The sequence below is a fragment of the Leptolyngbya sp. FACHB-321 genome (assembly GCF_014695975.1).
Lineage (GTDB): Bacteria > Cyanobacteriota > Cyanobacteriia > Leptolyngbyales > Leptolyngbyaceae > Stenomitos.
This window is the reverse complement of the sequence record NZ_JACJPI010000081.1, coordinates 321,412-346,217: the sequence shown is the minus strand read 5'-3', so window position 1 is coordinate 346,217 and position 24,806 is coordinate 321,412. Positions and strand designations below refer to the sequence as shown.

Genomic DNA, 24,806 nt, shown 5'->3' with positions numbered 1-24,806 from the left:
GTAGCAGTTGTGCGCTACTTTCCCTATTGATCGATCTTCAGCACATACAAAATCAACGTTCCATAAAATTAACGTCAGGAATGATGGGGGATCAGCAGCCAATAGAGTAATGCGCCCGTTACAAGAGCTTCAGCTTATAAAATTTCGTGAGCAAGCTTTATTTTCTCTTGATTATTTTAGGCAAATCCTTTCATCAAAATGGGCACATTATGAACAGGATTTCGTTGAAGTGATGTAAGAGCCTTCTGGAATACCAGCCGGGTTTCCTGTAACTGAACCTTAGTTTTGTCCAAGAACCATGTGGTGTGGTTTGAATGCAAGAGGAGCGACTATGTTCGAGAAATTACTACTAGCTGGCACAATTACGTTCTCGCTCAATATCTTTATCGGTATGGGTGCTCAGTCTCCCAGTCAGCCTACTGTCGTAGCTCAGGCAGCCCCACATTCTGTTAATGTCGCCCAGGCGCTGCACGATAGCCCGCTTCTGCGGAGTTTGTTCCAGTAAAAACATGGTTTGAGCGCACCCGGTTTAACGCTTGTTATGGGAACTTTAGCCAGAGCAGAACCGTCACTGAGTATGGAATGTCTAAGAACGACGCAGTCCATGAACCAGTCCGTTTTTACCTCTTGGTCACTGCCCAGAGCTGCCGAACCATCACTACCAGCCGAAAAACTTTCTAACGTTGACCTGGTTTTGCAATGTCAGCTTGGGCATAGCCCAGACAAAGCGGCTTTTGCAGAACTGCTCCGTCGTCATCAGTCCCATGTTGAACGGGTGCTTTACTACTTAGCGCCTGACTGGCAAGATCGGTCAGACCTAGTGCAGGAAGTATGGATTCGGGTCTATCGGCACATCAAGCGTTTGCAAGAGCCAATGAAGTTCCGGGGGTGGTTAAGCCGTATTGCTACCAATCTCTTTTATGACGAGTTGCGTAAGCGCAAGCGTCATCGCCAGCCGCTATCGCTGGATGCCCGTTTGGCGGTTGAGGATGGTGAAATGGATTGGGAGATCGCCTCGGATACGCCGGGACCAGATGAGACTCTGACAACACGAGAGTTTTACGATCAGCTACAGTCTGCGATCGCTGACTTGCCAGACGTTTTCCGCACAACGATCGTGCTACGCGAAATTCAAGGCATGGCATACGAAGAGATTGCGGAGATCACTGGCGTTTCGTTAGGAACGGTAAAGTCAAGAATTGCGAGAGCGCGCTTGCGCCTACAATCTCAACTTCAAAGCTATTTAGATGGAAACGAATGACAGCAACGATAGTTAACAACTTCTTCTTTAAGACTATCGCCTAATCCCGTCACTTAAGCTTTACTAATGACTAGGTAGCATACCGTTTCTGGTGATTCGTTCTGTTTTTTCCAACTCATATCTCTCTCCTTGCTTGTTTCTCAGTTTCTAGGTGCGTTCTCTCAACACACGACGTGGTGCCCCAATGTCCTCTAACTTCAACCCTTCAAACGATCACCGTCAGCCGCCTCCCATGAATGGTCAAAATTCGTCTTCATGCTCACCCAATTCGATCCAGCGCGATCGGTTTGAACTGCTCAGTGCTTACCTAGATGGGGAAGTGACTGCAGCCGAACGCAAGCAAGTAGAGGAGTGGTTGGACAACGAACCAACGGTACAGCGCCTCTATGCTCGTTTGTTGAAACTGCGTCATGGTCTGCAAGGTTTGCCTGCACCAGTTTCGTCGCCTCAGGCTACAGAACAAACAGTGAGTCAAGTGTTGGCTCGCGTAGACCAAAAGCCAAAGCTGTCTCTTATCTGGGGTGGTGCAGCGATCGCCGCTCTATTTATTGGTGCACTGGCAAGCAGCATACTACCCGATCAGCAGTCTCCCCTCCCTCAGCTTGCTAAAGAAACGCAGCAGCCAACAGCAATCGACCGTCCTCAAGGAAATGCTAACGAGGTCTTATTGGTCGCACTCGATAAGCCCTTAGTAGATATTCCCAAAACGCCCGTTGTGGTGCCTAATGCTTCTAGCAAGGAAGCGACGATCCCTGAGGCTCCCAGCACAAGTACTCCCTAGTATTTGAGCGAGTATCAGTTGCCAGGTTAAACCCTTTAAACTAGAGTCTTGTAAGTATGCGCCATTGGTTAGTTTAAAGTTGGCGGTAACTCGGCATAGTATTGCTCTGCCTGCTGCCACTGACCACTTGGCAAGTAAGTGCCACCCAATCGTTTAATTTGTTCTAACGACATCACATACGACCAGGCAAATCCTAAAAAGCGTTGAGCCTGGTCGTATGCTTTTATTTGCATACGATCGTACTGATGCTGCGCTAGAACCAAATGGGGGACGTAACAACGAAATATTTCTGGATCATGCTGCTCATAAGTATCTAGAACGTCCAAAATGCCTGAATCTGCAAAGGATAATAGGATGCCACGAACAATCGAGCTTCTATCCCATGTTGTCGTGCTAAGCACCATCGCTGGGTAGCCAAAGGGTAAGGCGTACAATTGACCCTGCGCGATTGCAGGACGCGCTTCTAAAACGCTACTCGCACAGATTTGGTGATTACTTTCACCTGGCTTCAGCGTGCCATAAACGAAAACATGAAACATGACTGCCGCTATATGACAAAAGCTGCTAGCTATAAAAGCATAGGGGCATAAAAATCGCCGTGCCAATCGTAGTAGAATGACACGGCGATTCTTTGAGGGACGGGCTAGGAGGGATTCGAACCCCCGACACCGCGGTTCGTAGCCGCGTGCTCTAGTCCACTGAGCTACAAGCCCCTGCAAGATCACAATGTTATCATACACTATAGCAATGATACAAAATTTCTCTGATATTCCTGCTTCTCCTGCCAATCAAGCCCTAACGCATCTCGATTCTCAGGGACAAGCGCAGATGGTTGATGTGTCTACGAAACAGCAGACCGTTCGAGAAGCAATCGCAGTTGGGCAGGTACGAATGCTGCCTGCGACCTTTACGGCAATTGCGGCAGGCAATGCTCCTAAAGGCGACGTGTTAGGTACAGCACGACTCGCAGGCATCATGGCAGCCAAGCAAACGGCTCAACTGATTCCCCTTTGCCACCCCCTACCGCTGCATAAAGTCGAAGTTCAATTGCTGCCAGAACCAACTCTACCGGGCTACCGCATTGAGGCGACTGTGAGAACCAAAGCTGAAACGGGTGTCGAGATGGAAGCGCTTACTGCTGTTTCGATCGCGGCTTTGACTCTCTATGACATGGCAAAAGCGCTCGACAAATCAATGCAAATCGAAAATATCCACTTGCTTAGTAAAACAGGCGGCAAAACAGGCGACTATCAGTTTGAAGGCTAAGACTGACGCGCCATAAGTGCCCTCTTAGGTTAGGAGAGAGCATCAGAAATGGCTCAAAGTTCTTCTACTGAGCAGGTGAAAAGAGGGCAGGTATGGTTGTATCCCAATTTACGCACGCCATTTGACTGAACAACCCACAGGCTGGGTAGAGGTTGGCGTAATCGGGGCATTGCTCAAAATTTGAGCGATCGCGTCACGCAGATACTGTACCTGCACAGAATCAGGATCGTTGGGGCTGTCATCTACCGAGCCGCTGTAGCACAGCACACCCTGCTGGTTCAGTAGAAAGATATGAGGTGTTTTTTCAGCGCCAAAGCTTTGGGCAACCTCTTGCGTCACATCCCGCAGATAGGGAAAGTTCAGTTGATTGGCAGCGGCAAACTGCTTCATATTGTCAAAGCTATCATCAGGATAGCGATCAGCATCGTTCGCATTGATACCAATTAAGGTCACGCCCTGGTCTTGGAATTCTGCCTGAATCTGCTTGAGGCGATCGAGATGGCGATGCACGTAGGGGCAGTGATTGCACATAAATACAACCCCTACAGCGCGAAACCGCTCAAGATAGCGTGCCAGATGATGAACGGAGCCATCAATGCCTGGGATCTCAAAGTCAGGAGCATAGCAGCCAATCACGGTACTCATTTTTTCCATGCAGTGAATCTTGGTGAAACGAAGGGGATAGAGGCGTCGTTAAGGAGTAGTTTTAGTTGTTAGCGGAGCAAGAGGGTTTGGGGAGGCGAGAAAATTTTGAATTGCACATCTGCTTTCCCTAAGCCCTCTTTCCTACTCCCTAAATTCTGACTTCTTCTAAAAACTAACGACTAAAAACTAATAGCTATTACCAACTTTGCGCGATCGCGTGATAACCAATTAGTTTATAGACCAGTTTAGCTGCCGTAAACTCTGAGACAACAGAATCAGTAATAGGAGCAAGCTCCATGACATCACAGCCAATAACATCATGAGCCGCAAAGATGCGCTGAATAAAGGTGAGCAGGTTATACCAGTTTAAGCCACCGGGTTCGGGGGTACCCACACCGGGAATGAGCGTAGGATCGATACCATCAAGATCAATTGTGATGAAGACCTTCTCAGTTTTGATGCTGGCAAGGGCGCGATCGATCCAGTCTGGTTGGGCAACAATTTCCCGCGCCCGGAAGACAGGAAGCTGCTTCTCTTTAATGAGATCTGCTTCTTCTTTACAGATGCTGCGAATGCCTACCTGTAATGTTGGCAAACCCATATCGACAACCCGCCGCATGACGCAAGCGTGATTGTGGATGGAACCTTCGTATTCATAGCGCAAATCGCCGTGGGCATCCACCTGTACGACTGTAAAGGCTTCTCCTGGATTTGCCTGCCGATACGCTTCGACAACACCCGTTGTGATGCTATGTTCCCCACCCAGCGAGATCACGAACTTACCGTCTGAAACGAGCTTGTAAACCGTCTCCTGCGTCACGCGGAGCATTGCTTCAGAGGAAACTTTCTGAGCGTTACGGGTATCAGCGATCGCCTCATGCGTGTAAAGCCCAACCTCCCACAATTCACGATCGAGTTCTTCGTCGTAATACTCGACCTGCTGTGACGCATTGAGAATGGCATCTGGACCATGCTCACAGCCCCGACGATAGGTCGTTGTCGCTTCATAAGGAATAGGCAAAATCACAACTTTGGCGTTGTCGTAGGTCGCCGCGACATCAGAACCTAGGAACGGCAGCGAAGAAACACTCGTTTGCACCAGCATGGCAGACCTGATTTAAGCAACACCTGATCCTGACACAATCTTGAGGCGATCGGCTACCACCAATAAAAGAACGGTAGAACCTAACGTATGTTGTAATTGCCGCCTCAAGTTAAAGAGTGCGGCCCCTATTTTACTGAACCAACGCCCGCTGCACTCGGAGCCAGAACAGGAGCCTTGCGGACTGCCAAAGTACGACGTTTTTGCTTGACCCCCCGTGGCGTAACCACCCATTTGTTATGACCATGCAGATGATCATAAAGACCGACAACAGCAATCATATTTTTCAAAATGGTATACAGAAAAATAGTCACAGCATGCTGTAAGAAGTAGAACAATGGGTAGCGCACGGCTGCGACTTTCATTGTAACTAGCGTTTGATAGATACCACTAGAAAACGTAATGACCGTACTCAACCAAAGGAAGGGGTTTTCTGAGGCAGGAAGATCGCCCTGATACAGAAACAAGCTGATGAGCAGCGGCAGAATTTGGAGGGCAATCAGCGAGTAAAGTACGCAGAAGTAAAGCAGATATGTCCAATAGATTTTTTGCCACAGGGTAAAGTGCACAGACTTCCACACTCGACGCTGATACTTGAAGCTAACCTCAAGCCAACCCTGTGCCCACCGCTTGCGCTGAAACCAGAAAGAGTTGAAGTCAGCAGGAGCTAATTCAGTTGTGACAATACTGCGATCGTGCAGGATACGATAGCCACTTAACAATGTCCTCATTGAAGCATCAATATCTTCGGTCAGCATTGCCGGGTTAAAGCGAATCTGCTGTAAGACTTCGGTGCGCCAATAGCCGTTTGAGCCACCAAAAATGCTGGAGTCAGTCAAAAACGATTTTGCTGCATGGCTGACACCGTAGAGTGTTTCAAACTCGATCGCGATATTTAGCGTTAGTAAGCTGTGGCGGTGATTGCGAATAATATTGCGCCCCTGCACCACATCATAATCATGCTCTAGCCAACGCCAAGCGCGAACAAAACAGTCGGCTGCTGGAAGGTGGTCAGCGTCAAGAATGCAGGTAATTTTGCCTGTCACAATGTGCAGTGCTGCATTTAAGTTTTCGGCTTTAGAGTGACTACCTTCAACCCGCAACAAACGTAACTCTGGGTGAACCAGGGCTAACCGTCGCAAGTCATCTTCAACAGGCAGATCAATAGGCGTATTGTACGCAAGAATCACCTCTAGTCCGTCTGCCGATCGCTGCACAGTTCTAAGAATATGCTTGAGCGTGTCGAGAATAATATCTTGCTCGTTCGGCAGATAAGCTGCCACCAGAAAAGAGCAGCGTGGCAAAGGTTTCGTGGACAAGTAGCTGGTATTGCCGCTGACCCCTAACACTGACTTAGCAGACTGCTTAAATTGAGAAAAACGATTGGCATCAGAACGTTTATTTTTGACAGCAAAGCGTCGAAACAACGCATTAGTAGCTTCCAAAAAGATAATGAGAGAGCTGAGGAGAAAAAACGCGGCGATCGCCATGTGGATTCTGATCAGCGGCATTCCGCCTACTCGCAAGCAATAGTAGAAAATCGTAGGAACACCGATCAACAAAACATGGGTATAAACCACCTTAGGAATATCGCCCGTCCATTTCCTCACTTTAGCCATCCTCCAATCATCAAGGTTCGGTGTATCAAATCTTGGCAAGCAGTTGCCCTGGTCAAAAGAAAGCTGAGTTTCTATTGACTTCCCCTAGGGACGACCACTTTACGGCAGGCTCCAGATCATTTTCATTCACCCACAGCGATCGTTGTCCATCACTAATTTGACACAGGAAAAACTCCCGCTCGTCCAGCAGTTTTTCGACTTTCAACACCGTCCAACCTACTTTACTCTGGTAGATTACCGTATCACCTACACACGGACTCCAACTTCGACGATGCAGCACTTTAGTAGGGGTCAGAACATAGTCTAAATCACGCAAAACACCAATAACTAACCGTTGAAGTAAGGGGCTAGCATAATCTGCCAACACTGCCAGAAGCAGCGTACCGAAGACCATCAAAGGCAGTAGCCAATAGTACAGAGACAAATCATCCTGCACTACAAGTCTGATAGTACGATCGACCACAAAGTTGTGAATCAAAAAGTAGGTATAGCTATGAGCACCCAACCATAACAGCACTCGTTGCATTGGTTGCGGCTGAGCGATCGCACGAAACAGTACCATACAGCAAAGGGTAAGACCGATTGGTAGCAACAAATCGACCAACACCCAACCAGCAGTATAAAACTGACACACAAACCCCAGTACATAAACAGGTACACCTAGCAGCAAAGCCCGATGAGACCGCCAAAAAAGTGGTCCTTTGCCCTGCATATAAAGCTGCGCTACCACCATGCCCAACACAAATGTACTGAGCTTAGAAAGGAAAATCAGGAAGGGATGCCAATCTGTAGGTGTATCCAGAATGACATAGGTTGGGTGCCCTCCGAACTTGTAGATTGCTATAGCGCGGTATGCAACTGTTAACAGCGTGCTCATTAAGAGTAAATTTGCTGCGCCCCAGCGCTGTAGGAGATGCCACAGAAACGGAAACAACAGCGTAAAACTCAGAATCAGGGGCACAAACCACCACGGACCGCTCGTTGCTAAAAGTAGCTCTCCGCCATAGTCAAAGAGTAGTGGAAACGTTGCTCCAGCAAAGGTATGCCATAGGCTGGGTATGTAGCTCTGGGTTGCAACTCCGATCGCCCAGAGTATGGGGTATGAGAGCCACGCTACTGTCCAGAAGGGCCACAGAATTCGTAAGACGCGGCGCTTGAGAAACTTACCGACTTCTAGCGGTTGCCCCTTGAGAGAGAGCACCAAACTAAAGCCACTGATAAGCACAAACACATCCACAAACTGAAAGCCAAACCAGGCAGGAATGCCAAGCAATCGCAGTAGTAAACCTGGATCGATCGCCCCTTCCACCGGTGTTACTAACTGTCGTAGGTTATCTGCCAAACCAGTAGGCTGTGGTGTGTAGGCATAGCCCGTAAACAACAGTTGAGAGTGGTAAAGCAGCAGCAAAACTGCCGCAAAAATGCGAATTCCTTCGAGCCATGCTAGACGCTGCGATCGAGGCATTTTTAAATTAGTCATAAACGTCTCAAAGCTCTTCTACTGATAAAAAAGAAAACAGGAGTATTTCTAAGCCGTGCATGACGCAAGAGTAATAGACTGAGCCATTAATGGTTGACTACACATAGCCAGTAAGCCTTTACTGCCAGCACCACTCAAGGCAGATAGTTCACTTAAAGGAACACGCTTAAACTCATATCCCCTTACGAACGTCATCCCTAGAAAAAAGTAACTAATAGCGACAAGCCTGTATTTAAAGTCTGGGTTAACGCTTACGACACGAATCCTTCTACTGATAGCAGTGATTCAAAAGATTTATCTTTTAATACGGGAATATCAGTTGCAATCACATCCCCCTCGAGAAGTACATATTTCTTTATAGTTTAAGTGAAGAGTGCCAATTGGTCTCAAAGTTGTTTTTAAGAAACTCCGTTCACTTGCTTTATTGGGCATTACATAAGACTTTTTTATCAGTTAGTTTCTAGATTCTTATCGGTTCATTCGTAAACGATAAGGCTATCGCAGTGACTGCGCCTTTAGTTTGACTGCAACAACTTAATTATCTTGCAAGCTCCCGACTGCTAGTAGCTTCTACACACTTTGCAGTGCCATCGTGTTAATGGTCAATCGGTGGAAGCAGATGTATATCCTTATCTAAAGTTGCTTCCCCAGAATGCTTTAAGCGCCAACCCTAAGCAAAGTAGCGATCGCATATTAGCGTTGTAGCACCTGCAGGAGTAGATGAGATGTAGACCCAATCTCACCTCAAACTCGAGCTACAATTATTAGCTATCTGGACATAGGGCAACTGCTCTTGTATGGAGTCCTATAGTGCCTTAACGAGGCTCCTGTTTGACGCGAAAGCGTTAGTTATTGGTCTGTCCAGTCGGTCTGTCATAGATCTTTCATCAGCTTAATAGGGTCGTTAGTGCGATCGTATTGCTCTTGTACACCACACTCATGCTTTTGCAATCGCGGTTTTATATCTCGTGGCTATGCAGGTTTGTGTGATGTCATCCTTCACTGCTAATGTTCATGATCATTCCCTGTTGAGTAATTGATATGTCCCAGCCATCGGACTCAGAAGCAGGATTTTTCTTGCAGCAAGGGTTACAGCTCAATCAAGCCGGGGCTTTTGAAGATGCTCTGCTCAACTTTGATCGGGTTTTGCAACTTCACCCTGACTGGCATCATATCTGGCATACCCGTGGGGTAGCGCTGTCTGAGTTAGGGCGCTATGAAGAAGCCGTCGCAAGTTTTAACCAGGCGCTTGACCTGAAACCGAACTATCCAGAAGCCTTAAATAGTCGTGGCATGGCACTTTACAACCTGCGTAGCTACGAAGAGGCGATCGCTAGCTATGACAAAGCGATCAAGCTAAAACCAGATTTTCACCAGGCATGGCACAATCGCGGTAATGCGCTTGACAAATCAGGTTGTTACGAAGCTGCACTCAAGAGCTACGAAAAGACCCTGGAGTTTGAACCAGACTACGCTAAATCCTGGTACAACCGAGGGATCATGTCTTACAAGCTAGGGCGTTATCAAGCCGCGATTGATAGCTATGACCAGGCAATTAAACACAGACCGCACTATTCCCATGCCTGGTATAACCGCGCCAACACGCTCAATCAGCTTGGTCGATACCAGGAAGCACTTGCTAGCTACGATCGCGTTTTGACCATCAAGCCTGAATGGTATGGAGCCTGGTATAACCGAGGCAATGTGCTGCACAAACTGAGGCGGCATGAAGAAGCCATCGACAGCTACAACAAAGCGCTGGCAATCAATGCCACTCTTTATGAAGCGTGGTACAACCAGGGCAACGCTTTTGATGCGCTAGGGCGCTATGGTGAAGCGATTGCCAGCTATCGCAAAGCGCTAGACCTAAAGCCAAATCTGCGTGAAGCCTGGTACAACTGGGGCAGCGCATTGTACAAATCTGGTAGCTATCGCGAAGCAGTTGTCAGCTACGACCGGGCGATCGAACTAAATCCTAGTTTTGCCAAAGCCTGGTTTAGCCGTGGTTCTGCCTTTCGTAAGTTGGGGCTTTATGCTGAAGCAATCGCCAGCTACGACAAAGCGGTGCAGTTTCAACCGGATATGGCTGAAGCGTGGTACTGTCGCGGCATTGCTCTAGGTCACTTGGGGCACAACGAAGCAGCAATCAAAAGCTACGATCGCGCACTCAGCATTAATCCTGGCTTCTACTCTGCCTGGTACAGCCGAGGCGCAGCATTGGGTCATTTAGGTGACTATGAAGCGGCTGTCGCTAGCTATGATAAAGCACTGGAAATTAAGCCTCACTTTCCCGATGCTAAAAGCCGCCGCGCGCTGGCACTCGACAACAACCAGTCGCTTAAGTCCTTACCCCGCTCCAGCGCTAGAGAAGGCAGGATCGCTGAAGAGCGCACGGGCGAGGAATCTCCTTTTGATGACCATCCTCCAGTGACGAAAGCAGCCTTCCAATCGCTGCCACGGACACCTAGTTAGACAGTTGGTTTTAGACCGTTGGTTGTGCAGGGACGTGCCCGTAAAGCTGTCATAAGACGCTTGTGATGCCAAAACTTGCGATGCCAAAATTTGACGATCAGCTAGAAATGATTTATGCCAGCGATCGCAAGGCATGGAGGCAATGGCTGGAAAGCAACCATCGCACCTCGATCGGCGTCTGGTTAATTTACTACAAGGTCAAATCTGGTCAACCCAGCGTGCGATACAGCGAAGCAGTCAAAGAAGCCCTATGTTTTGGTTGGATTGACAGCAAAGTTAAATCGTTGGATGCAGACCGCTACAAGCAGATTTTTACACCACGGAAACCCCAAAGTGTCTGGTCAAAGTTAAACAAGCAATATATTGAAGAACTGCTTGAACAAGGGTTAATGACCGAAACAGGGCTGAAGAAAATTGAAGCAGCTAAGCAAGATGGCTCATGGCAGATGCTGGATGCGATCGAAGCGTTGATCATTCCCATAGACTTGCAGCAAGCTCTGGACAGAAATAAAGTCGCCAGCAGCAACTTTGCAACGTTTAACAACTCCTCAAAAAAGAACATTTTAGCCTGGATTAATAGTGCGAAACGTTTAGAGACCAGGCAAAGAAGGATTGAACAAACTATTAGTTCAGCGTTACAAAATAAAAACCCCTTAGTACGATCACAATAAGTGGCTGTGCACATTCCATGTATATCAATAATTCACTCTGTAGTCTCTCTTGACAGCGTGAAGGCAGCGGCAGCACAGAATGGCATAAAGCTATTTTTTCACTCAGATGCTTCTTTGTCTTTGCCCATTACCAGACCTTTTGTCTTATTCAGCAAACAGCCGTCAGCTAATGATGAAGTAAGGCATTGTTGCACTATAAGGATCAGTAAACTACATGGCAAACGTGTATGTCAGCAGGCAGCTTAAAATCTTCTGCTGACTGTAATGCTATGGGCACGTCATCAATTTTTGCTTCTTTTCAAGCAGTTTTGTCTTATGCAAGACAATAAGCTTGCTAGCAGCTTCACAAACTAGAGGCGTAAATTCACGGAAACTTAGACAAGCATGAGAGAATTTACCCGTTGTTTGGCAACTCTAGGAACAGGAGTTCTTGGGGTTAGGGGTTTATGGATCATGATCTGAACTCTGCTGCCTGGTACAGTCATGGCAATATTCTTTACAGTTTGGGGCACTACGAAGGCGCGATCGCTGGCTATGACAGGGTTTTAGCCACCCAGTCTGACCTTTATGAGGTGTGGACAAATCGTGGCTATGCGCTCGAAAACCTGAGCCGTTACAAAGAAGCACTGGCTAGCTTTGAGCAGGCGCTGAGCATTCACCCTGAATTTGTGCTGGCATTGCATGGCAAGGGCATTGCTTTAGCAAAATTGGGGAGCTATGACGAGGCTCTCACTAGCTTCAACAAAACACTCAAGCTTGCTCCTACTGACCTTAAAGCTCGTTACAACCAGGGTAATGCTTTAGCACGCCTGCACCGCTATGAAGAAGCGCTCGCTAGCTTTGATCGTGTTCTAGAGTCAAGCCCTGATGATTACAAAGCCTGGTATAGCCGCAGCAAAGTGCTTACCAGCATGGATAAGCCTCATTTAGCACTTGCCAGTCTCGATAAAACGCTTGCCATCAACCCCTTTTGCTACTATGCCTGGAATTACCGAGGCACTGTACTGACTCAAACAGGGCACTATGATGAGGCGATCGCCAGTTTCGATCAATCGTTGCAATGCAAACCAAACAACCCAGATGCTTGGTATAGCAAAGCCCGTTGCTATGCGATGAAAGGCAATACTCAACTTGCCATAGGCTACCTCCAACGGGCAATTAAGCTCAATGCCCCTTTGTATCGTGCCCTCGCAAAAGGTGATGTCCACTTTCAGGTGCTCCGGCAAACACAACAGCTTCACACGTTGCTAAGTAAGTAGACTTCACGGCTTGCAACAGGATAGTTGGTAGCTTAAACCCAAAGATTCAGTAATATTCGGTAAACATTGGTCACATCACGTTTGTCATACCTACTGCCCAGTCGTGTTCTTCCAAGTTTGAATTTCTTGCTGAGCTTCAGCGTAAAGGCTAGAGCGGGAAGGAATTTTTTGGGCAACTGCGATCGCGCCTGGCACGTCATAGACTGCTTGGCTTCTTGCCACTTGCAAAAGTTGAGCGCTCCATTCGTTGATGGCATTGTCAGCCTCCGATCGCAGCGCGCTACTGGTCGGCACTTGGTCGGCAGCCTTGATTGCATTTGCCAACCCTTCTGGAGAGCCTGAATTAGCTAGCTGACGAGCATTTTGGAGGTTTTGCTGCGCTTGCACCTGAAGCTCCTGGGCAAGGAGTTGACTGCGCCATTGCTTCATGTCTCTCTGGGCATCGGCATAGAGCGATCGCCCAGCTCCAATTTGTTCGGCAGTCCGAATAGCAGAGCTTAGATCGCCAGCATTGGCAAAGTCTCTAGCGCGATCGAGCAGTGGCTGATCCTGAATCTGCTGAACCTGCCCTGTCCAGATACGCGCTTTTCCCCTCGCTTCTCTATAAAGTGCGCGTCCCTGAGCAATTTGATTAGCTTGAGCAGCGGCTGCCTGCAAGGACGCAAGATCGCCCTGCGCTGCAATTTGATCTGCCTGATCGAGAATAGGACGGTCTTCAATGGTTTGAATCTGCGCTGTCCAGGTCTGGATCTGCTGCTGTACTTCGTTCCAACGCGGATTGGAGCGGGGAATGGTAGAGGCTTCGGCGATCGCGGCTGTTAGATCATTAACAGTGCCAGGTTGCGAAAGAATCCGCGCTTTTTCCAGTAGTGCGATCGCTTCAATCTCAAGCTGCCAGCGAACAATGAACTGCTGTGCCTTGCGATAAAGCGGACGAGTTGATTGAATGCGCTGTGCTTGGGCAATGGCTTCTTCGATATCGGGTATTGTATTAAGCCAGGCTTGAGACTGAGCATTTGCCAGCACCGTCATGTCTTTCACTTGCTCTTTTAACTTGGCGATATCAGGAATCTTGCTCAGTACATTCAAAGCGCCCTGCAAATTGCGCTGATCGAGCATCGTTTGTGCCAGGACAACCATTTTCTGCCCAAACTCTTCGATCGCCTTCTGGGCAGCTTGATGCACATAGCTAGTCTGCTTAATAGACTGTGCTAGCTTGATGGCTTCTAGCAAATTGGTGAGTCCACCCTCATCGGCAAGTCGGTGCGCTTGACCCAGCGTATTGCCATCGTCCCGCGAACCGTTGATTTTACCCGTTAGCTCGTTATACTTGGTCGTTTGCCAGAACGTATTCTCCACTTCTAGCAAGCGCACAGCAGAAGAAAACGCCTCTCGCCAATCGAGTTCACGTAAGGACTCTTCAGCTTTACGATAAAGTGCCTCTGCTTTAGACCAAATAGTTTGCCAGCGTTGGACCCGCTCTTCCACCAGTTCGTAGGCAGAAACCTTAGGCGATATTCGTCGGGCTGCCGCGATCGCCTCATTCAGCTTGCCTGCGTTGAAAGCTGCTTCTGCCAGCTTCAATACTTCTAACGACCATAGTTCGACCAGTCGATCGACTTCATCTCGTAGCGGGTGATCAGCAGGCAGTGAATCGATGAGGGCGATCGCCTCCAGTAAATCGTTTGAGGTCTGCTTGCTAGCTGCCAGCCGCGCGCATTCAAAGCGCAAGGAAGCCGAAGCCAAGGGCCAAAAAATCGCTGGACAGTTAGGTAAACCGGGCATTTGCAGCAACAAAGCTAGCGCCAGCAACCCTGTGCCAACAGAACCGATACCTGTTACCAAAAGCCACAACTTCCAGTTATACAGCCAGCGTAGCCATCGGCGCGGCAACCTGGTTCGCCTCGCTCTACGACCCAACGGCGAACGCTCTTGCTCGGGTAAGTTAACCGATCGGGGCTTTGGCTGTTGAGACGGTCTAGGCGGTGGAGGTGGCAGAGCACGCGATCGTGTGGGTAGGGCCGCTCCATTTGCCTGAGAACGTGGCTGAGACACCGAAGTCACAGGCAAACGCTGAGAAGCTGGCTGCTTCGGCAACGTTTCATCTCTAGGCTTTGGCGATCGCCCCAACGGCTTACGGTCGGGTGTTCCTGGTTCTCTAGTCATACTCAAAACATATGCAGCAGTTGCTGCACAAAGTCCTCAAACCTTATGCATAGATGCCATGCTACTCTTCAAGCTCCAAAAAGCCAAACTGGTTTATGAGGTGGGCAGCAGAGAACACATGAAAGAGTAGAACCTTGTATAACAGCTACTACAACGGAAAAGAGCAGATAGCAGGACATTCTCTAAAGTTTGCGGTCCTCAAAACGCCCAACTCTGAGCCAGTGGTCGTAGCCGCTGCGAACACTTCTTTGCCTTACAGCCGCTGCAACATCAGGGTTTCTTGCCAGGTAGCTCGCTTCATTAAAGCGTGGAAAGCGACCCTCAAACCGCCCAGCACGTTGATAGTGCGTGTACGCATCTCTCACTTGTCCACGCTGGATGGCTGCTCTCACATCTGGATAAGCCATCAAATAGAAGCGCTCATCAAAATTGCTGGCATCGTTACCACGATTGTTGTAGCGGCTGTCATAGCGATCGTTGTAGCGATCATCATTACGGTTGTTGTAACGATAATCATTGACAACTCTGCCACAAACAATTCTGCCATTTGACTCTGACTCAACGCAGACTCGTTGCGCCATTGCAGGCTGCGCTACTGAAGTGATGAATGTTGCCATTGTCACTCCAGCTAATCCCAAAACTTTTGTTGTACTCATTGCTTTAGCCTTCTAGTTAGCCATCACGTTAATTGCCGTCGATCGAGTGCTATGCAGTGGAATTAGGACTGCGATCGACAATTCCCTGATGGCAAAGTAGACGCATCTAGTGCTTCTAAGTTCCTGCTGCTAAGGCTTTGGGAACTGACAGAGCGTGCAAAAGTCACTGCTCACTTGTTGCAGTAGGGGAGCGACGCTGCAATTTGATCTGACCAATTAAACGTTACTGGCTCTCAAATTGGGCAGCTTAAATCACCAGCGCGCTGAGTAAAGCGGAGGTTTTCTCGATAGTCCACAGGGCAATCAATGACCGTAGGCACATCCTGTTCTAGTGCCTCTTTAAGAATGGGAATTAAATCTAGGCAGGATTCGACGCGGTAGCCTTTTAAGCCCATACTTTCGGCAAATTTTACAAAGTCGGGATTGCCAAATTTAATAAAGGCAGAGCTACCAAACTGATTTTGCTGCTTCCATTCAATCAAGCCGTAGCCACCGTCATTAAAAATGAGTGTGACAAAAGGCGTGCCAATCCGCAGCGCTGTTTCGAGTTCCTGGCAGTTCATCATGAAGCCACCATCGCCCGTGACAGCAACGATCCGCCGTTCGGGGTGCACCAGTTTAGCGGCGATCGCCCCTGGAATCGCAATGCCCATTGCGGCAAAGCCATTAGAAATGATGCAGGTGTTGGGTTGCTCACAGTGATAGTGCCGTGCCATCCACATCTTGTGAGCGCCGACGTCAGAAATGACGATATCTTCGGGTGCCATAACCTGCCGCAGATCGTAGATGACCTTTTGCGGTTTGATAGGAAAAGCATCATCTTTCGCATATTGCACGTAGTCGTTGCGAATATCGGTGCGTAGGTCTAGCGCGTGAGGATCTGGCTTATTGGCGCGATCGGCACGGTACAAGATCTCTCTTAATGAATCTGAAATATCGCCGACTACTTCGGCAGCAGGAATGTAGCTGCTGTCTACTTCAGCTGGCATTGCTCCAATATGGATGATGGGAATAGAGCCATCGGGATTCCACTTTTTGGGCGAATACTCAATCAGGTCATAGCCAACACAAATAATGAGATCAGCGCGATCGAACCCACAGCTAATATAGTCACGCTGCTGCAAGCCTACTGCCCACAGTGCAAGCGGATGGGTATAGCGAATAACACCTTTGCCCATGAAACTGTTGGCAACCGGAATGTTTAACCGTGTAGCAAATTCGGTCAGCCCCTCGCTAGCGTTGGCTCGAATGGCACCATTACCGACAAGAATCAGCGGATTTACCGCCCGCGAAATAAAGTCTGCTGCCTTTTCGATGCTTTGAAACGAGGCATAGGTTTTTTCTTTGTTGTCCTTCAAAAGGGGTTTACCAGGCGCAGTCATTGCTGCAATGTTTTCTGGCAGGTCGATATGAACGGCTCCCGGCTTCTCTGCCTGAGCAATCTTAAACGCTTTCCGCACAATCTCTGGTGTGTTGCTGGGGCGGACGATTTGGGCGTTCCATTTAGTTACAGGAGCAAACATCGCCACCAGATCAAGGTATTGGTGGGATTCAATGTGCATGCGATCGGTGCCCACCTGTCCTGTAATAGCAACTAGAGGCGCACGATCGAGGTTCGCATCGGCAACACCTGTCATTAAATTGGTTGCGCCAGGTCCTAACGTCGAGAGACAGACCCCTGGCTTGCCTGTCAGCCGTCCATAAACATCTGCCATAAACGCGGCTCCCTGTTCATGGCGGGTAGTAATGAATTGAATCGACGAGTGCTTTAGGGCTTCCAGCACGTGCAGGTTTTCTTCGCCCGGCAACCCAAAGATGTAGCGCACACCTTCGTTTTCTAGGCAGCGCACTAGCAGTTCAGCAGTATTCATCTGACCCATGATTCTTGCCCTCATCACAAAAACTAAGTATGCCCTTCACCGAACCGTTACGCGCTCTCGACGTATCGCTTAATCGATCACCTAACCCTTAACGATCTGTCCACACACTCGTCTGCTGAAACAGCGATCGACCCCAACCCCTGTCTTAACACGTTTCAAACGATCGCCCCTTTATTCTGTTACAAAGAACACAGTTATAAAAGGGAAAATGTTGTGCATCGCTGACATTTGCTTTAACAGTCAGAAGCTAGAAAGGGTAATAGAGCGTTGCGTCGCACTCCATTACCCTTTCACTCCCTTACCCCTTCATTCCCTCTCCCTTCTCGCCTACTTCATCCAGACGGTTTTGATATTGACAAACTCATGGATGCCTTGAATGCTAAGTTCGCGTCCAAAGCCCGATCGCTTAATGCCACCAAACGGCAAGCGTGGATCAGATTTAACCATGCTGTTGATAAAGACCGATCCGGCTTCAAGCTCATGGGTTAACCGTTCTTGTTCTGCGGCATCAGTTGTCCAGGCGCTAGCTCCTAACCCAAAGGGAGTGCTGTTAGCAAGTTGGATTGCCTCGTCCAGGGTCGCCACACGAAATAGCATTGCAACAGGACCAAACAACTCCTCTTGAGCCGTAGAGCTATCCAGTGGAATTTCTGTCAGAATCGTCGGCGGATAGAAGTTGCCTGCACCGCCCAGTGGTTTACCACCAATTAGCACTTGCGCACCTTGCTGGATGGCGGTCTGCACCTGCTGATCCAGGTCTTTGAGAATACCAGGCGTTGCTAGGGGACCAATGTCAGTATCAGGCAGCATGGGGTCGCCGACCTGGAGCGCCTGGTATTTCTCAACCAGTCGTGTCTCAAATTCGTCGTAGAGGCTGTCTATCACGATAAAACGCTTGGCAGCAATGCACGACTGTCCACTGTTGAGCATCCGCGCTGTCACAGCAGTGGCGATCGCTGCCTCTAAATCGGCGCTGGCTAGCACGATAAAGGGATCGCTACCGCCTAGCTCTAACACAACTTTTTTAATTTGCTTTCCGGCGATGGCTGCTAGGCTTGCGCCCGCGGGTTCACTGCCTGTAAGGGTAGCGGCTTTGACGCGATCGTCCCTGACCAGCTCGGCAACCTGGTCTGCCCCAACCAACAAGGTCTGAAATGCGCCCTTTGGAAAGCCTGCTTGGTGAAGAATGGACTCGATCGCCAACGCACACTGAGGCACATTAGACGCGTGTTTAAGCAAGCCCACATTGCCTGCCATAAGTGCGGGAGCCGCAAAGCGAAACACTTGCCAAAAAGGAAAGTTCCAGGGCATGACAGCCAAGACAGCACCGATCGGTTGATAGCGCACAAGACTAAGACTGGCATCAGTTTGCACTGGAACGTCAGCCAGAAACTTAGCAGCGTGATCGGCATAGAAACGGCATACAGCCGCACATTTTTTCACTTCACCGATCGCAGCTTGCAGTGGTTTGCCCATCTCTAGGGTCATCACTTTGGCAAACGTCTCTTCTTGAGCCTCTAAGATCTGAGCAGCAGCATGGAGCCACTGAGATCGCTGCTCAAAAGTTGTGTGCCGATACTGCTCAAATGTCTGTTGTGCCAGCGCTAACGCTTGTTCAATTTGTGGAGCTGTTAGCGCCTCAAACACTTTCACTGTTTCTCCGGTTACCGGATTAATCGTAGCAATAGCCATAAACGTTCTCCCTTTTAAGTTCCCTGGTTGAAAAGGTGATCGACAACAAATTCATGTCCTCCGAGCGATCATGCCTCTTTCTATCTGGCTTTCAATCGCTTAACCGTCTATCACGTTTGTCAAGTAGCGATCGTGAATGAAGCGACGACGGCACGACTAAAGTGAGCAATAAATCTGCTTTGGTATCTCTGTACACAGAATTTTTTGAATCACCTTCTAATAGCATATCTATAGATTCAATGTCGCAGGATCTCTTAGCAAAAACAAAGCGAATCATTCGCCTTCAAAAATTAAACAAAAATTAAGATTTAGCATTAGACTGTAAAAAAGCATTTGCTTTTGCCCTTTCAGCAGCCACAGTTCAGCATAGGCACATTCAGCACACAAAGATTTCTGTCAGCGTATGCTTGCGTTCGCAATGTCTCTCTCTGCTTCTGCTTTACTGCTCTTTTCTTATTGAAACGTATGGACTTTCGCTCACACAGCCTTCACCAGACGATTGTCGCCACACACCTGATTCTGGCAGTGGATGATGATGATGACAATTTGTTGCTGCTCACACAAGCATTGGCACGTGCTGATCGATCGTTTCTAGCTGCGCCTGATGGTAAGACTGCCTTAACGCTAGCGCAAACCCGGCAACCGAATTTGATTCTGCTTGACATCCGACTACCTGATTTAAGTGGGTTCGATGTTTTGCACCATTTACGCCGCAATGTCATCACAGCGAAGATTCCCGTCATTGCCGTGACGGCTCTTACAAGAGAAGATGATCACCGAAAGCTGCTGCAAGCAGGCTGTAGTGATTGCGTCACTAAGCCCTACCTCCTAGAAGATCTTGAACGGGCAGTCGATCGTTGCCTAAGTGCGTTGGCGCTCTCCTATCCGTCAGACTCAGGTTTTGGTTCTACAAAAGTTTTTGGTGCAGCAGTAGTTTAGTGCAGCGGTAGTAAAGATTGGCAACCGCAGCCCATTGCTTCTAGCTCTGTAGCATCTATCTTTAGCTACTTGTTATAGGTGGTGTGCTTATACAGCTCGTTGCGAACTGGTTCGTTGGGCACACGAAGCCTTAAACTGGAGGATGCAATAAATGATGCCTTCACCCCCAAACAACGACCGTGCGAAAAATTGTTATAGCTGGCAACTGGAAAATGTATAAAACCCAGGCAGAAGCAATGGAGTTTCTCCAGGGTTTGATGCCTCATCTTAACGAGATGGCAGACGATCGAGAAGTCGTGCTGTGCGTTCCCTTCACGGCGTTGGTCAGTCTGTCCCAGTCTTTGCACGGCAGTTTGATTCGTTTAGGTGCCCAAAATGTCCATTGGGAAACATCTGGAGCCTATACAGGAGAGATTGCTGCCCCTATGCTCACTGAGCTTGGAGTCCGCTATGTCATTGTGGGACACAGCGAACGGCGGCAGTATTTTGGGGAAACAGACGCAACAGTGAATTTGCGCTTGCATGCGGCACAGGCGGCGGGCTTGACCCCTATTCTCTGTGTGGGCGAAACAAAACAGCAACGAGACAGTGGTGAAACGGAATCTGTTATCTTGAGCCAGCTTGAAGGTGCGCTCAGTGCGATCGATCAGACGAATTTGGTCATTGCATACGAGCCAATTTGGGCGATTGGCACCGGCGAAACGTGTCAATCATCTGAAGCAAACCGAGTCATAGGGCTAATCCGCGCACAGCTCACTAATCCTGACGTGCCGATTCAATATGGTGGCTCGGTCAAACCCGATAACATTGACGAAATCATACAGCAGCCTGAAATTGATGGTGCATTAGTAGGCGGGGCAAGCTTGCAACCAGACAGTTTCGCCCGCATCGTAAACTTTGTAGCGGTTTAGTAACACCACGTTGCCGCGCACTGACTAACACTGAATTAATTACAAAACTGCTAGTCACGGTACGTTCTCTCGTGACTAGCTTTTGCTATGAAATTGACTTGCGTTCTAGGGAGAGATGCCACTACTTCAAGGTGTTGCAGATCCTCAGATACTTGAAGAACCTGGGTCTTTCTTGATCAATTCTTGCTTATTTCCGTGCCATGTAGCTAAAGCACAGTGTCAGTAAAAACCCTTAACGAGTGATCCCTGCTTGCTTCCTAACTAGCTTACGTAAAACATTAGGAAGTATTGAGAGCGTAACGAAACTGATCCTGCTAACAACTCTTTAGCCATCAAATAGTATCGCTAAAGGAAATACATCTTAGAGATTGAGAGCCTGTGTGATCAGCTTTCTAGCTCCTAATATCTAGTTCCTGTGCTCTAAATTCTGAATAGTTTTTTTAACGCTTGACTAAGATTTTCTGAGTGCTGCTGTAAGTAAAGCTTCCATAAACCTACAGCAATTTTTCTGGATTTCAGCTTCACACCCCTGTAATGGAAACAAGTAGTCGTTCAAAGCCTTCATGAAGATGAACATCAGACTTCAAAAACATCAGGAAATTGCCCTACAAGTGATGTAGGTTAACCTAGCAACTGATTTGGGTCACTCATTTATCTGCAAGCTTGTACTTATACTGACACCCATCAAGTTGATACAGCCTAATCACGATCGCAAGCTCTGTAGTTAATTAACCGGAAGATGCATCCAAACGCCAACGTACTAGAGAACGTAACGGAACTCTAAGGGATGTTCTTTAGTCGTGAATGGCGGGAACACTATTAGCAAGCTGACTGAAGCCCACTCTTACCTGGAGCAACTGAGACGAGCACTATGCCAGCATCTTCTTTTTACGCTGAAGCAGAATACGACGAACAGCTACGCGCCCAGAACCTTCGACCGGGTCGGGCTGATGAAGAGCATACAGTGGATGACCTCATCAGCTTGGAAATGGAGTATGCCGAAGCGGCTGACCTCCAGCGTAGTGTGAGCCGTCGCACCACTGATTTGGTTCGTTTGTACCTCCAGGAAATTGGTCGCGTTCGGTTGTTAGGTCGCGACGAAGAAGTATCGGAAGCGCAACGAGTCCAGCGCTACATGCGACTACTTGAGACACGGGCAGAAGCGGCTGCAAAGGCAGATGGTCCGATTCAGCTCTACGTTCAGCTTGTTGAAGCGCACGATCGCCTTGCCTCTCACCTGGGGCATCGTCCGTCTCTAGAGCGATGGGCACTCGAAGCGGGTATTACTGTCGTAGATCTAAAGCCTACCCTAGCAGAAGGAAAACGCCTCTGGGCAGAAATTGCCAGCTTAACGGTTGAAGAACTGGAAGCCATTCAGGCTGAGGGTGTGCAGGCAAAAGAGCACATGATCAAGGCGAACCTGCGCCTAGTTGTCTCGGTCGCTAAAAAATATCAGAATCGCGGTTTGGAACTGCTCGATCTGATCCAGGAAGGCACCCTTGGACTGGAACGGGCTGTCGAAAAGTTTGACCCCACCAAAGGTTATCGGTTCAGCACCTATGCTTACTGGTGGATTCGTCAAGGCATTACACGAGCGATCGCGACTCAAAGTCGTACGATTCGCTTGCCTGTCCACATTACCGAAAAGCTGAACAAAATCAAGAAGGCTCAGCGCAAAATCTCTCAAGAAAAAGGGCGTACCGCTTCGATCGAAGACATTGCGCTAGAACTAGAGATGACTGCGCCTCAAGTGCGTGACGTGCTGCTGCGTGTCCCCCGTTCCGTTTCGCTTGAAACCAAAGTTGGCAAAGAGAAAGATACAGAACTAGGGGATTTGCTAGAAACGGACGATGTCTCACCCGAAGATACGCTGATGCGTGAGGCACTCCGTCGCGATCTTCAACAACTCCTGGCAGACCTGACGACTCGTGAGCGGGATGTCATTCAAATGCGCTTTGGCTTAGGCGATGGGCACCCCTACTCGCTGGCTGAAATTGGTCGTGCGCTTGATCTTTCACGCGAGCGAGTCCGCCAAATCGAGGCAAAGGCACTGCAAAAGCTGCGACAACCCAAACGTCGCAACCGAGTACGTGACTACCTGGAGTCTTTAAGCTAAAGCTCACTCACTGAATTTCACCTACAGTTGCAAGTTGTTGAGCAGCTCCCAATCTCTCTAGAGAGATTGGGAGCTGTTTTCTCCTCTGGGTTGCTTAAACATCGTCATTGTGTCCCCTCTAAAACAAATGGGCGGTCGCCTTACCCTCTTTCTCAAGATTAATTCTCAATAAGACGAGCTACTTGAAAATAATTTTTTTATTGTGTATCATTCTCATTAATCTAGAGTTATTGAGAAGACGACTATGGCAGCTCCTTACACAGTCACTTCACTCAAAGCAGAACTAAACGAAAAGGGTTGGCGATTAACGCCACAACGGGAGACCATTTTGCAGGTTTTTCAGAATCTGTCTAAGGGCAATCACCTGAGCGCTGAAGATCTTTACAACCTTTTGGAAGGTGAGGGAGAAGCAATCAGTCTCTCAACCATCTACCGGACGCTCAAACTAATGGCACGGATGGGCATTCTACGAGAATTAGAGCTGGCAGAAGGGCACAAGCACTATGAGCTGAATCAGCCTGCTTACCATCACCATCACTTAATCTGCGTTCGCTGCAACAAAACGATCGAGTTTAAGAGTGATTCCATTCTTAAAGTCGGTGTCAAAACAACGCAGAAAGAAGGCTACCATCTGCTGGATTGTCAGCTCACCATTCATGCAGTGTGTCCTGCCTGTCAGCGATCGCTTCTGCCGATTTAATGCCTTTTCTACCCCTGTTAAAGTAGCTGTACGCCAACTTCTTTGCTCAGCACTAGAAATAACGCACTTGAGCATCCAGTTTGTTAGCACGAAGCAGTGTTGCTCGAGCTTCTGCAAAGCCGCGCTGATCAAAGGCGCCTGCCTGTACGTATTTACCAAGGTTAGAAGTCGTGTAAACAGCGCTAGGGACAACGGCGCGAACCTGTGACAGCGTCCTGATACCACTCGCTGGAACGACTACTACATAGCGTCTGCGATTACTACTTGAAACGGCTGAAGTATTGTCAGATAGATTGGTGGGATAAGTTGGCTGAGGAAAGCTGATATTCACGCCATTATCATTCACGCCGCTAGCGAGAGCATTTCGTGTCGCAGAACCAACGATACCGTCTGCTGACAAGCCATTAGAAGCCTGAAAACTACGTACTGCTCGGTCAGTAGCTGGACCAAAAATGCCGTCAACACTAACGTAGTAACCCAGATCGCTCAACTGTTGCTGAAGCGCACTAACTTCTGCCCCTCTACTGCCAAGTCGCAAGCCGCCACCATAGCTGATGGGGCGAACGTTTCCTGAAACTGGCAGGGATCCACCTCTTAGTGCCCGCAACGTAGCGGATCCAGCGATACCATCAACGGTTAACCCACGTGATGCCTGAAAGCGCCTCACTGCATCAGCTGTAATGGAGGCATAAATCCCAGTGGATCTACGGTTGAAGTAGCCAGCCGATCGCAACTGGTCTTGCAAGTTGGTTACAGAAGCACCACGATCGCCGACCTGAAGTGCAGAGGCATGACCCGCAACAATTAAGATTGCTGCGGGCACCAGCAGTTGCAGCAGCAATAAACCCGCTTGGGTAGACAACAGCTTTAAGTTCAGTTGATCGACATTTAACCTTAGTTCTGCTTCAGGCTCTTCGTAGACACAAGCAGTATGCAGATAGGCAAAAGTTTCCATAGATTTCCCGCAACGTGTTAATGGTTCGTTTAAAGACTGAAGCTAAGAGTCAACCATAGTAAAAATCTTAACTTTATTAATCCCCTATGGGAAGTATTAACAGGACGTTGTGCGGCAGACGATTCAAGAGCTTTGAGGTAGCAGGCGATCGCCTCACATGGTCAAGCACCCAAGGGCTTTCGACCGCTCTCTCTATTCTTAAGAGACAAGGGCGACGGTGAGAGAACATTAGTTG

The 24,806-nt window shown here is 48.6% G+C and carries 21 protein-coding genes and 1 tRNA gene; 11 read left to right on the top strand and 11 right to left on the bottom strand.

What is annotated here, in order from left to right; genetic code table 11:
- Window positions 1–331: 331 nt before the first annotated feature.
- From H6F76_RS24980 to H6F76_RS24970, 3 genes are all read left to right on the top strand, one after another.
- The gene (locus H6F76_RS24980; protein WP_190454470.1) at window positions 332–505 is read left to right on the top strand and encodes a hypothetical protein; all 174 of its coding nucleotides are present in this window, start codon (window positions 332–334) and stop codon (window positions 503–505) included.
- A 99-nt stretch (window positions 506–604) separates the two neighbouring features.
- Window positions 605–1,261 carry a sigma-70 family RNA polymerase sigma factor gene (locus tag H6F76_RS24975; protein ID WP_190512358.1) on the top strand — a complete coding sequence of 219 codons (657 nt, stop codon included), beginning with the start codon at window positions 605–607 and terminating at the stop codon, window positions 1,259–1,261.
- A 184-nt stretch (window positions 1,262–1,445) separates the two neighbouring features.
- Window positions 1,446–2,042 carry a zf-HC2 domain-containing protein gene (locus H6F76_RS24970; RefSeq protein WP_190512294.1) on the top strand — a complete coding sequence of 199 codons (597 nt, stop codon included), beginning with the start codon at window positions 1,446–1,448 and terminating at the stop codon, window positions 2,040–2,042.
- Window positions 2,043–2,110: 68 nt separating this feature from the next.
- Here the strand turns inward: H6F76_RS24970 and H6F76_RS24965 are convergent, their stop codons facing one another.
- Window positions 2,111–2,581, bottom strand: coding sequence for a gamma-glutamylcyclotransferase (locus H6F76_RS24965; protein WP_190512291.1), 471 nt, complete (start codon window positions 2,579–2,581; stop codon window positions 2,111–2,113).
- Between the two features lie 100 nt (window positions 2,582–2,681).
- Window positions 2,682–2,755 (bottom strand) — tRNA-Arg (locus tag H6F76_RS24960).
- A gap of 34 nt (window positions 2,756–2,789) precedes the next feature.
- Between H6F76_RS24960 and moaC the strand changes: the two genes are divergently transcribed.
- A complete protein-coding gene (moaC, locus tag H6F76_RS24955; protein ID WP_190454369.1) occupies window positions 2,790–3,308 on the top strand; it encodes a cyclic pyranopterin monophosphate synthase MoaC in 519 nt (172 codons plus the stop codon).
- Window positions 3,309–3,416: 108 nt separating this feature from the next.
- Here the strand turns inward: moaC and H6F76_RS24950 are convergent, their stop codons facing one another.
- The 4 genes from H6F76_RS24950 to H6F76_RS24935 all read right to left on the bottom strand — a co-directional run bounded on the left by H6F76_RS24950 (window position 3,417) and on the right by H6F76_RS24935 (window position 8,154).
- Window positions 3,417–3,962, bottom strand: a complete 546-nt coding sequence (locus tag H6F76_RS24950) for a thioredoxin family protein (RefSeq protein ID WP_206756118.1) — start codon at window positions 3,960–3,962, stop codon at window positions 3,417–3,419.
- A 187-nt stretch (window positions 3,963–4,149) separates the two neighbouring features.
- Window positions 4,150–5,058, bottom strand: coding sequence for an agmatinase (speB, locus tag H6F76_RS24945; RefSeq protein ID WP_190512284.1), 909 nt, complete (start codon window positions 5,056–5,058; stop codon window positions 4,150–4,152).
- A 125-nt stretch (window positions 5,059–5,183) separates the two neighbouring features.
- On the bottom strand, window positions 5,184–6,674 hold the full coding sequence (locus H6F76_RS24940) for a glycosyltransferase (RefSeq protein ID WP_199305544.1): 1,491 nt from the start codon (window positions 6,672–6,674) through the stop codon (window positions 5,184–5,186).
- A 52-nt stretch (window positions 6,675–6,726) separates the two neighbouring features.
- Entirely contained in the window at window positions 6,727–8,154 is a 1,428-nt protein-coding gene (locus H6F76_RS24935) for an acyltransferase (protein ID WP_190512282.1), read from the bottom strand.
- Between the two features lie 1,041 nt (window positions 8,155–9,195).
- Between H6F76_RS24935 and H6F76_RS24930 the strand changes: the two genes are divergently transcribed.
- From H6F76_RS24930 to H6F76_RS24920, 3 genes are all read left to right on the top strand, one after another.
- Window positions 9,196–10,626, top strand: a complete 1,431-nt coding sequence (locus tag H6F76_RS24930) for a tetratricopeptide repeat protein (protein WP_190512281.1) — start codon at window positions 9,196–9,198, stop codon at window positions 10,624–10,626.
- An 80-nt stretch (window positions 10,627–10,706) separates the two neighbouring features.
- Window positions 10,707–11,297: a YdeI/OmpD-associated family protein gene (locus H6F76_RS24925; RefSeq protein ID WP_190512356.1), complete on the top strand. Its 591-nt coding sequence runs from the start codon at window positions 10,707–10,709 to the stop codon at window positions 11,295–11,297.
- Between the two features lie 446 nt (window positions 11,298–11,743).
- On the top strand, window positions 11,744–12,556 hold the full coding sequence (locus H6F76_RS24920) for a tetratricopeptide repeat protein (RefSeq protein ID WP_190453480.1): 813 nt from the start codon (window positions 11,744–11,746) through the stop codon (window positions 12,554–12,556).
- A 90-nt stretch (window positions 12,557–12,646) separates the two neighbouring features.
- Here the strand turns inward: H6F76_RS24920 and H6F76_RS24915 are convergent, their stop codons facing one another.
- From H6F76_RS24915 to H6F76_RS24900, 4 genes are all read right to left on the bottom strand, one after another.
- Window positions 12,647–14,722, bottom strand: coding sequence for a chromosome segregation ATPase (locus H6F76_RS24915; protein WP_190512280.1), 2,076 nt, complete (start codon window positions 14,720–14,722; stop codon window positions 12,647–12,649).
- Between the two features lie 182 nt (window positions 14,723–14,904).
- Window positions 14,905–15,378 (bottom strand): hypothetical protein, encoded by a 474-nt coding sequence (locus H6F76_RS24910; protein ID WP_190512279.1) that lies wholly within the window; start codon window positions 15,376–15,378, stop codon window positions 14,905–14,907.
- A 233-nt stretch (window positions 15,379–15,611) separates the two neighbouring features.
- On the bottom strand, window positions 15,612–17,249 hold the full coding sequence (locus tag H6F76_RS24905) for an acetolactate synthase large subunit (RefSeq protein ID WP_190454377.1): 1,638 nt from the start codon (window positions 17,247–17,249) through the stop codon (window positions 15,612–15,614).
- A gap of 336 nt (window positions 17,250–17,585) precedes the next feature.
- Entirely contained in the window at window positions 17,586–18,950 is a 1,365-nt protein-coding gene (locus H6F76_RS24900; RefSeq protein WP_190512278.1) for an NAD-dependent succinate-semialdehyde dehydrogenase, read from the bottom strand.
- Between the two features lie 465 nt (window positions 18,951–19,415).
- Here H6F76_RS24900 and H6F76_RS24895 point away from each other — a divergent pair, with 465 nt between their 5' ends.
- From H6F76_RS24895 to H6F76_RS24880, 4 genes are all read left to right on the top strand, one after another.
- Complete coding sequence (locus H6F76_RS24895; protein WP_190512277.1) at window positions 19,416–19,889, top strand: response regulator; 474 nt, start codon at window positions 19,416–19,418, stop codon at window positions 19,887–19,889.
- Window positions 19,890–20,068: 179 nt separating this feature from the next.
- Window positions 20,069–20,800 carry a triose-phosphate isomerase gene (gene tpiA, locus H6F76_RS24890; protein WP_190453495.1) on the top strand — a complete coding sequence of 244 codons (732 nt, stop codon included), beginning with the start codon at window positions 20,069–20,071 and terminating at the stop codon, window positions 20,798–20,800.
- Between the two features lie 871 nt (window positions 20,801–21,671).
- Window positions 21,672–22,916, top strand: a complete 1,245-nt coding sequence (gene sigC / locus H6F76_RS24885; protein WP_190453499.1) for an RNA polymerase sigma factor SigC — start codon at window positions 21,672–21,674, stop codon at window positions 22,914–22,916.
- A gap of 244 nt (window positions 22,917–23,160) precedes the next feature.
- Entirely contained in the window at window positions 23,161–23,616 is a 456-nt protein-coding gene (locus H6F76_RS24880; RefSeq protein ID WP_190453502.1) for a transcriptional repressor, read from the top strand.
- A gap of 52 nt (window positions 23,617–23,668) precedes the next feature.
- Here H6F76_RS24880 and H6F76_RS24875 read toward each other — a convergent pair whose 3' ends face one another.
- Window positions 23,669–24,571, bottom strand: coding sequence for a peptidoglycan-binding protein (locus tag H6F76_RS24875; RefSeq protein WP_190512276.1), 903 nt, complete (start codon window positions 24,569–24,571; stop codon window positions 23,669–23,671).
- Window positions 24,572–24,806 lie beyond the last annotated feature (235 nt).

Coding starts and splice junctions, on each gene's coding strand:
- H6F76_RS24915 (WP_190512280.1), bottom strand. CDS start 14,722: ATGACTAGAGAACCAGGAACACCCGACCGTAAGCCGTTGGGGCGATCG.
- H6F76_RS24940 (WP_199305544.1), bottom strand. CDS start 6,674: ATGGCTAAAGTGAGGAAATGGACGGGCGATATTCCTAAGGTGGTTTAT.
- H6F76_RS24970 (WP_190512294.1), top strand. CDS start 1,446: ATGTCCTCTAACTTCAACCCTTCAAACGATCACCGTCAGCCGCCTCCC.
- H6F76_RS24910 (WP_190512279.1), bottom strand. CDS start 15,378: ATGAGTACAACAAAAGTTTTGGGATTAGCTGGAGTGACAATGGCAACA.
- sigC (WP_190453499.1), top strand. CDS start 21,672: ATGCCAGCATCTTCTTTTTACGCTGAAGCAGAATACGACGAACAGCTA.
- H6F76_RS24950 (WP_206756118.1), bottom strand. CDS start 3,962: ATGGAAAAAATGAGTACCGTGATTGGCTGCTATGCTCCTGACTTTGAG.
- moaC (WP_190454369.1), top strand. CDS start 2,790: ATGATACAAAATTTCTCTGATATTCCTGCTTCTCCTGCCAATCAAGCC.
- H6F76_RS24925 (WP_190512356.1), top strand. CDS start 10,707: ATGCCAAAATTTGACGATCAGCTAGAAATGATTTATGCCAGCGATCGC.
- H6F76_RS24905 (WP_190454377.1), bottom strand. CDS start 17,249: ATGAATACTGCTGAACTGCTAGTGCGCTGCCTAGAAAACGAAGGTGTG.
- H6F76_RS24895 (WP_190512277.1), top strand. CDS start 19,416: ATGGACTTTCGCTCACACAGCCTTCACCAGACGATTGTCGCCACACAC.
- H6F76_RS24920 (WP_190453480.1), top strand. CDS start 11,744: ATGGATCATGATCTGAACTCTGCTGCCTGGTACAGTCATGGCAATATT.
- H6F76_RS24935 (WP_190512282.1), bottom strand. CDS start 8,154: ATGACTAATTTAAAAATGCCTCGATCGCAGCGTCTAGCATGGCTCGAA.
- H6F76_RS24980 (WP_190454470.1), top strand. CDS start 332: ATGTTCGAGAAATTACTACTAGCTGGCACAATTACGTTCTCGCTCAAT.
- H6F76_RS24875 (WP_190512276.1), bottom strand. CDS start 24,571: ATGGAAACTTTTGCCTATCTGCATACTGCTTGTGTCTACGAAGAGCCT.
- H6F76_RS24965 (WP_190512291.1), bottom strand. CDS start 2,581: ATGTTTCATGTTTTCGTTTATGGCACGCTGAAGCCAGGTGAAAGTAAT.
- speB (WP_190512284.1), bottom strand. CDS start 5,058: ATGCTGGTGCAAACGAGTGTTTCTTCGCTGCCGTTCCTAGGTTCTGAT.
- H6F76_RS24930 (WP_190512281.1), top strand. CDS start 9,196: ATGTCCCAGCCATCGGACTCAGAAGCAGGATTTTTCTTGCAGCAAGGG.
- H6F76_RS24975 (WP_190512358.1), top strand. CDS start 605: ATGAACCAGTCCGTTTTTACCTCTTGGTCACTGCCCAGAGCTGCCGAA.
- H6F76_RS24880 (WP_190453502.1), top strand. CDS start 23,161: ATGGCAGCTCCTTACACAGTCACTTCACTCAAAGCAGAACTAAACGAA.
- H6F76_RS24900 (WP_190512278.1), bottom strand. CDS start 18,950: ATGGCTATTGCTACGATTAATCCGGTAACCGGAGAAACAGTGAAAGTG.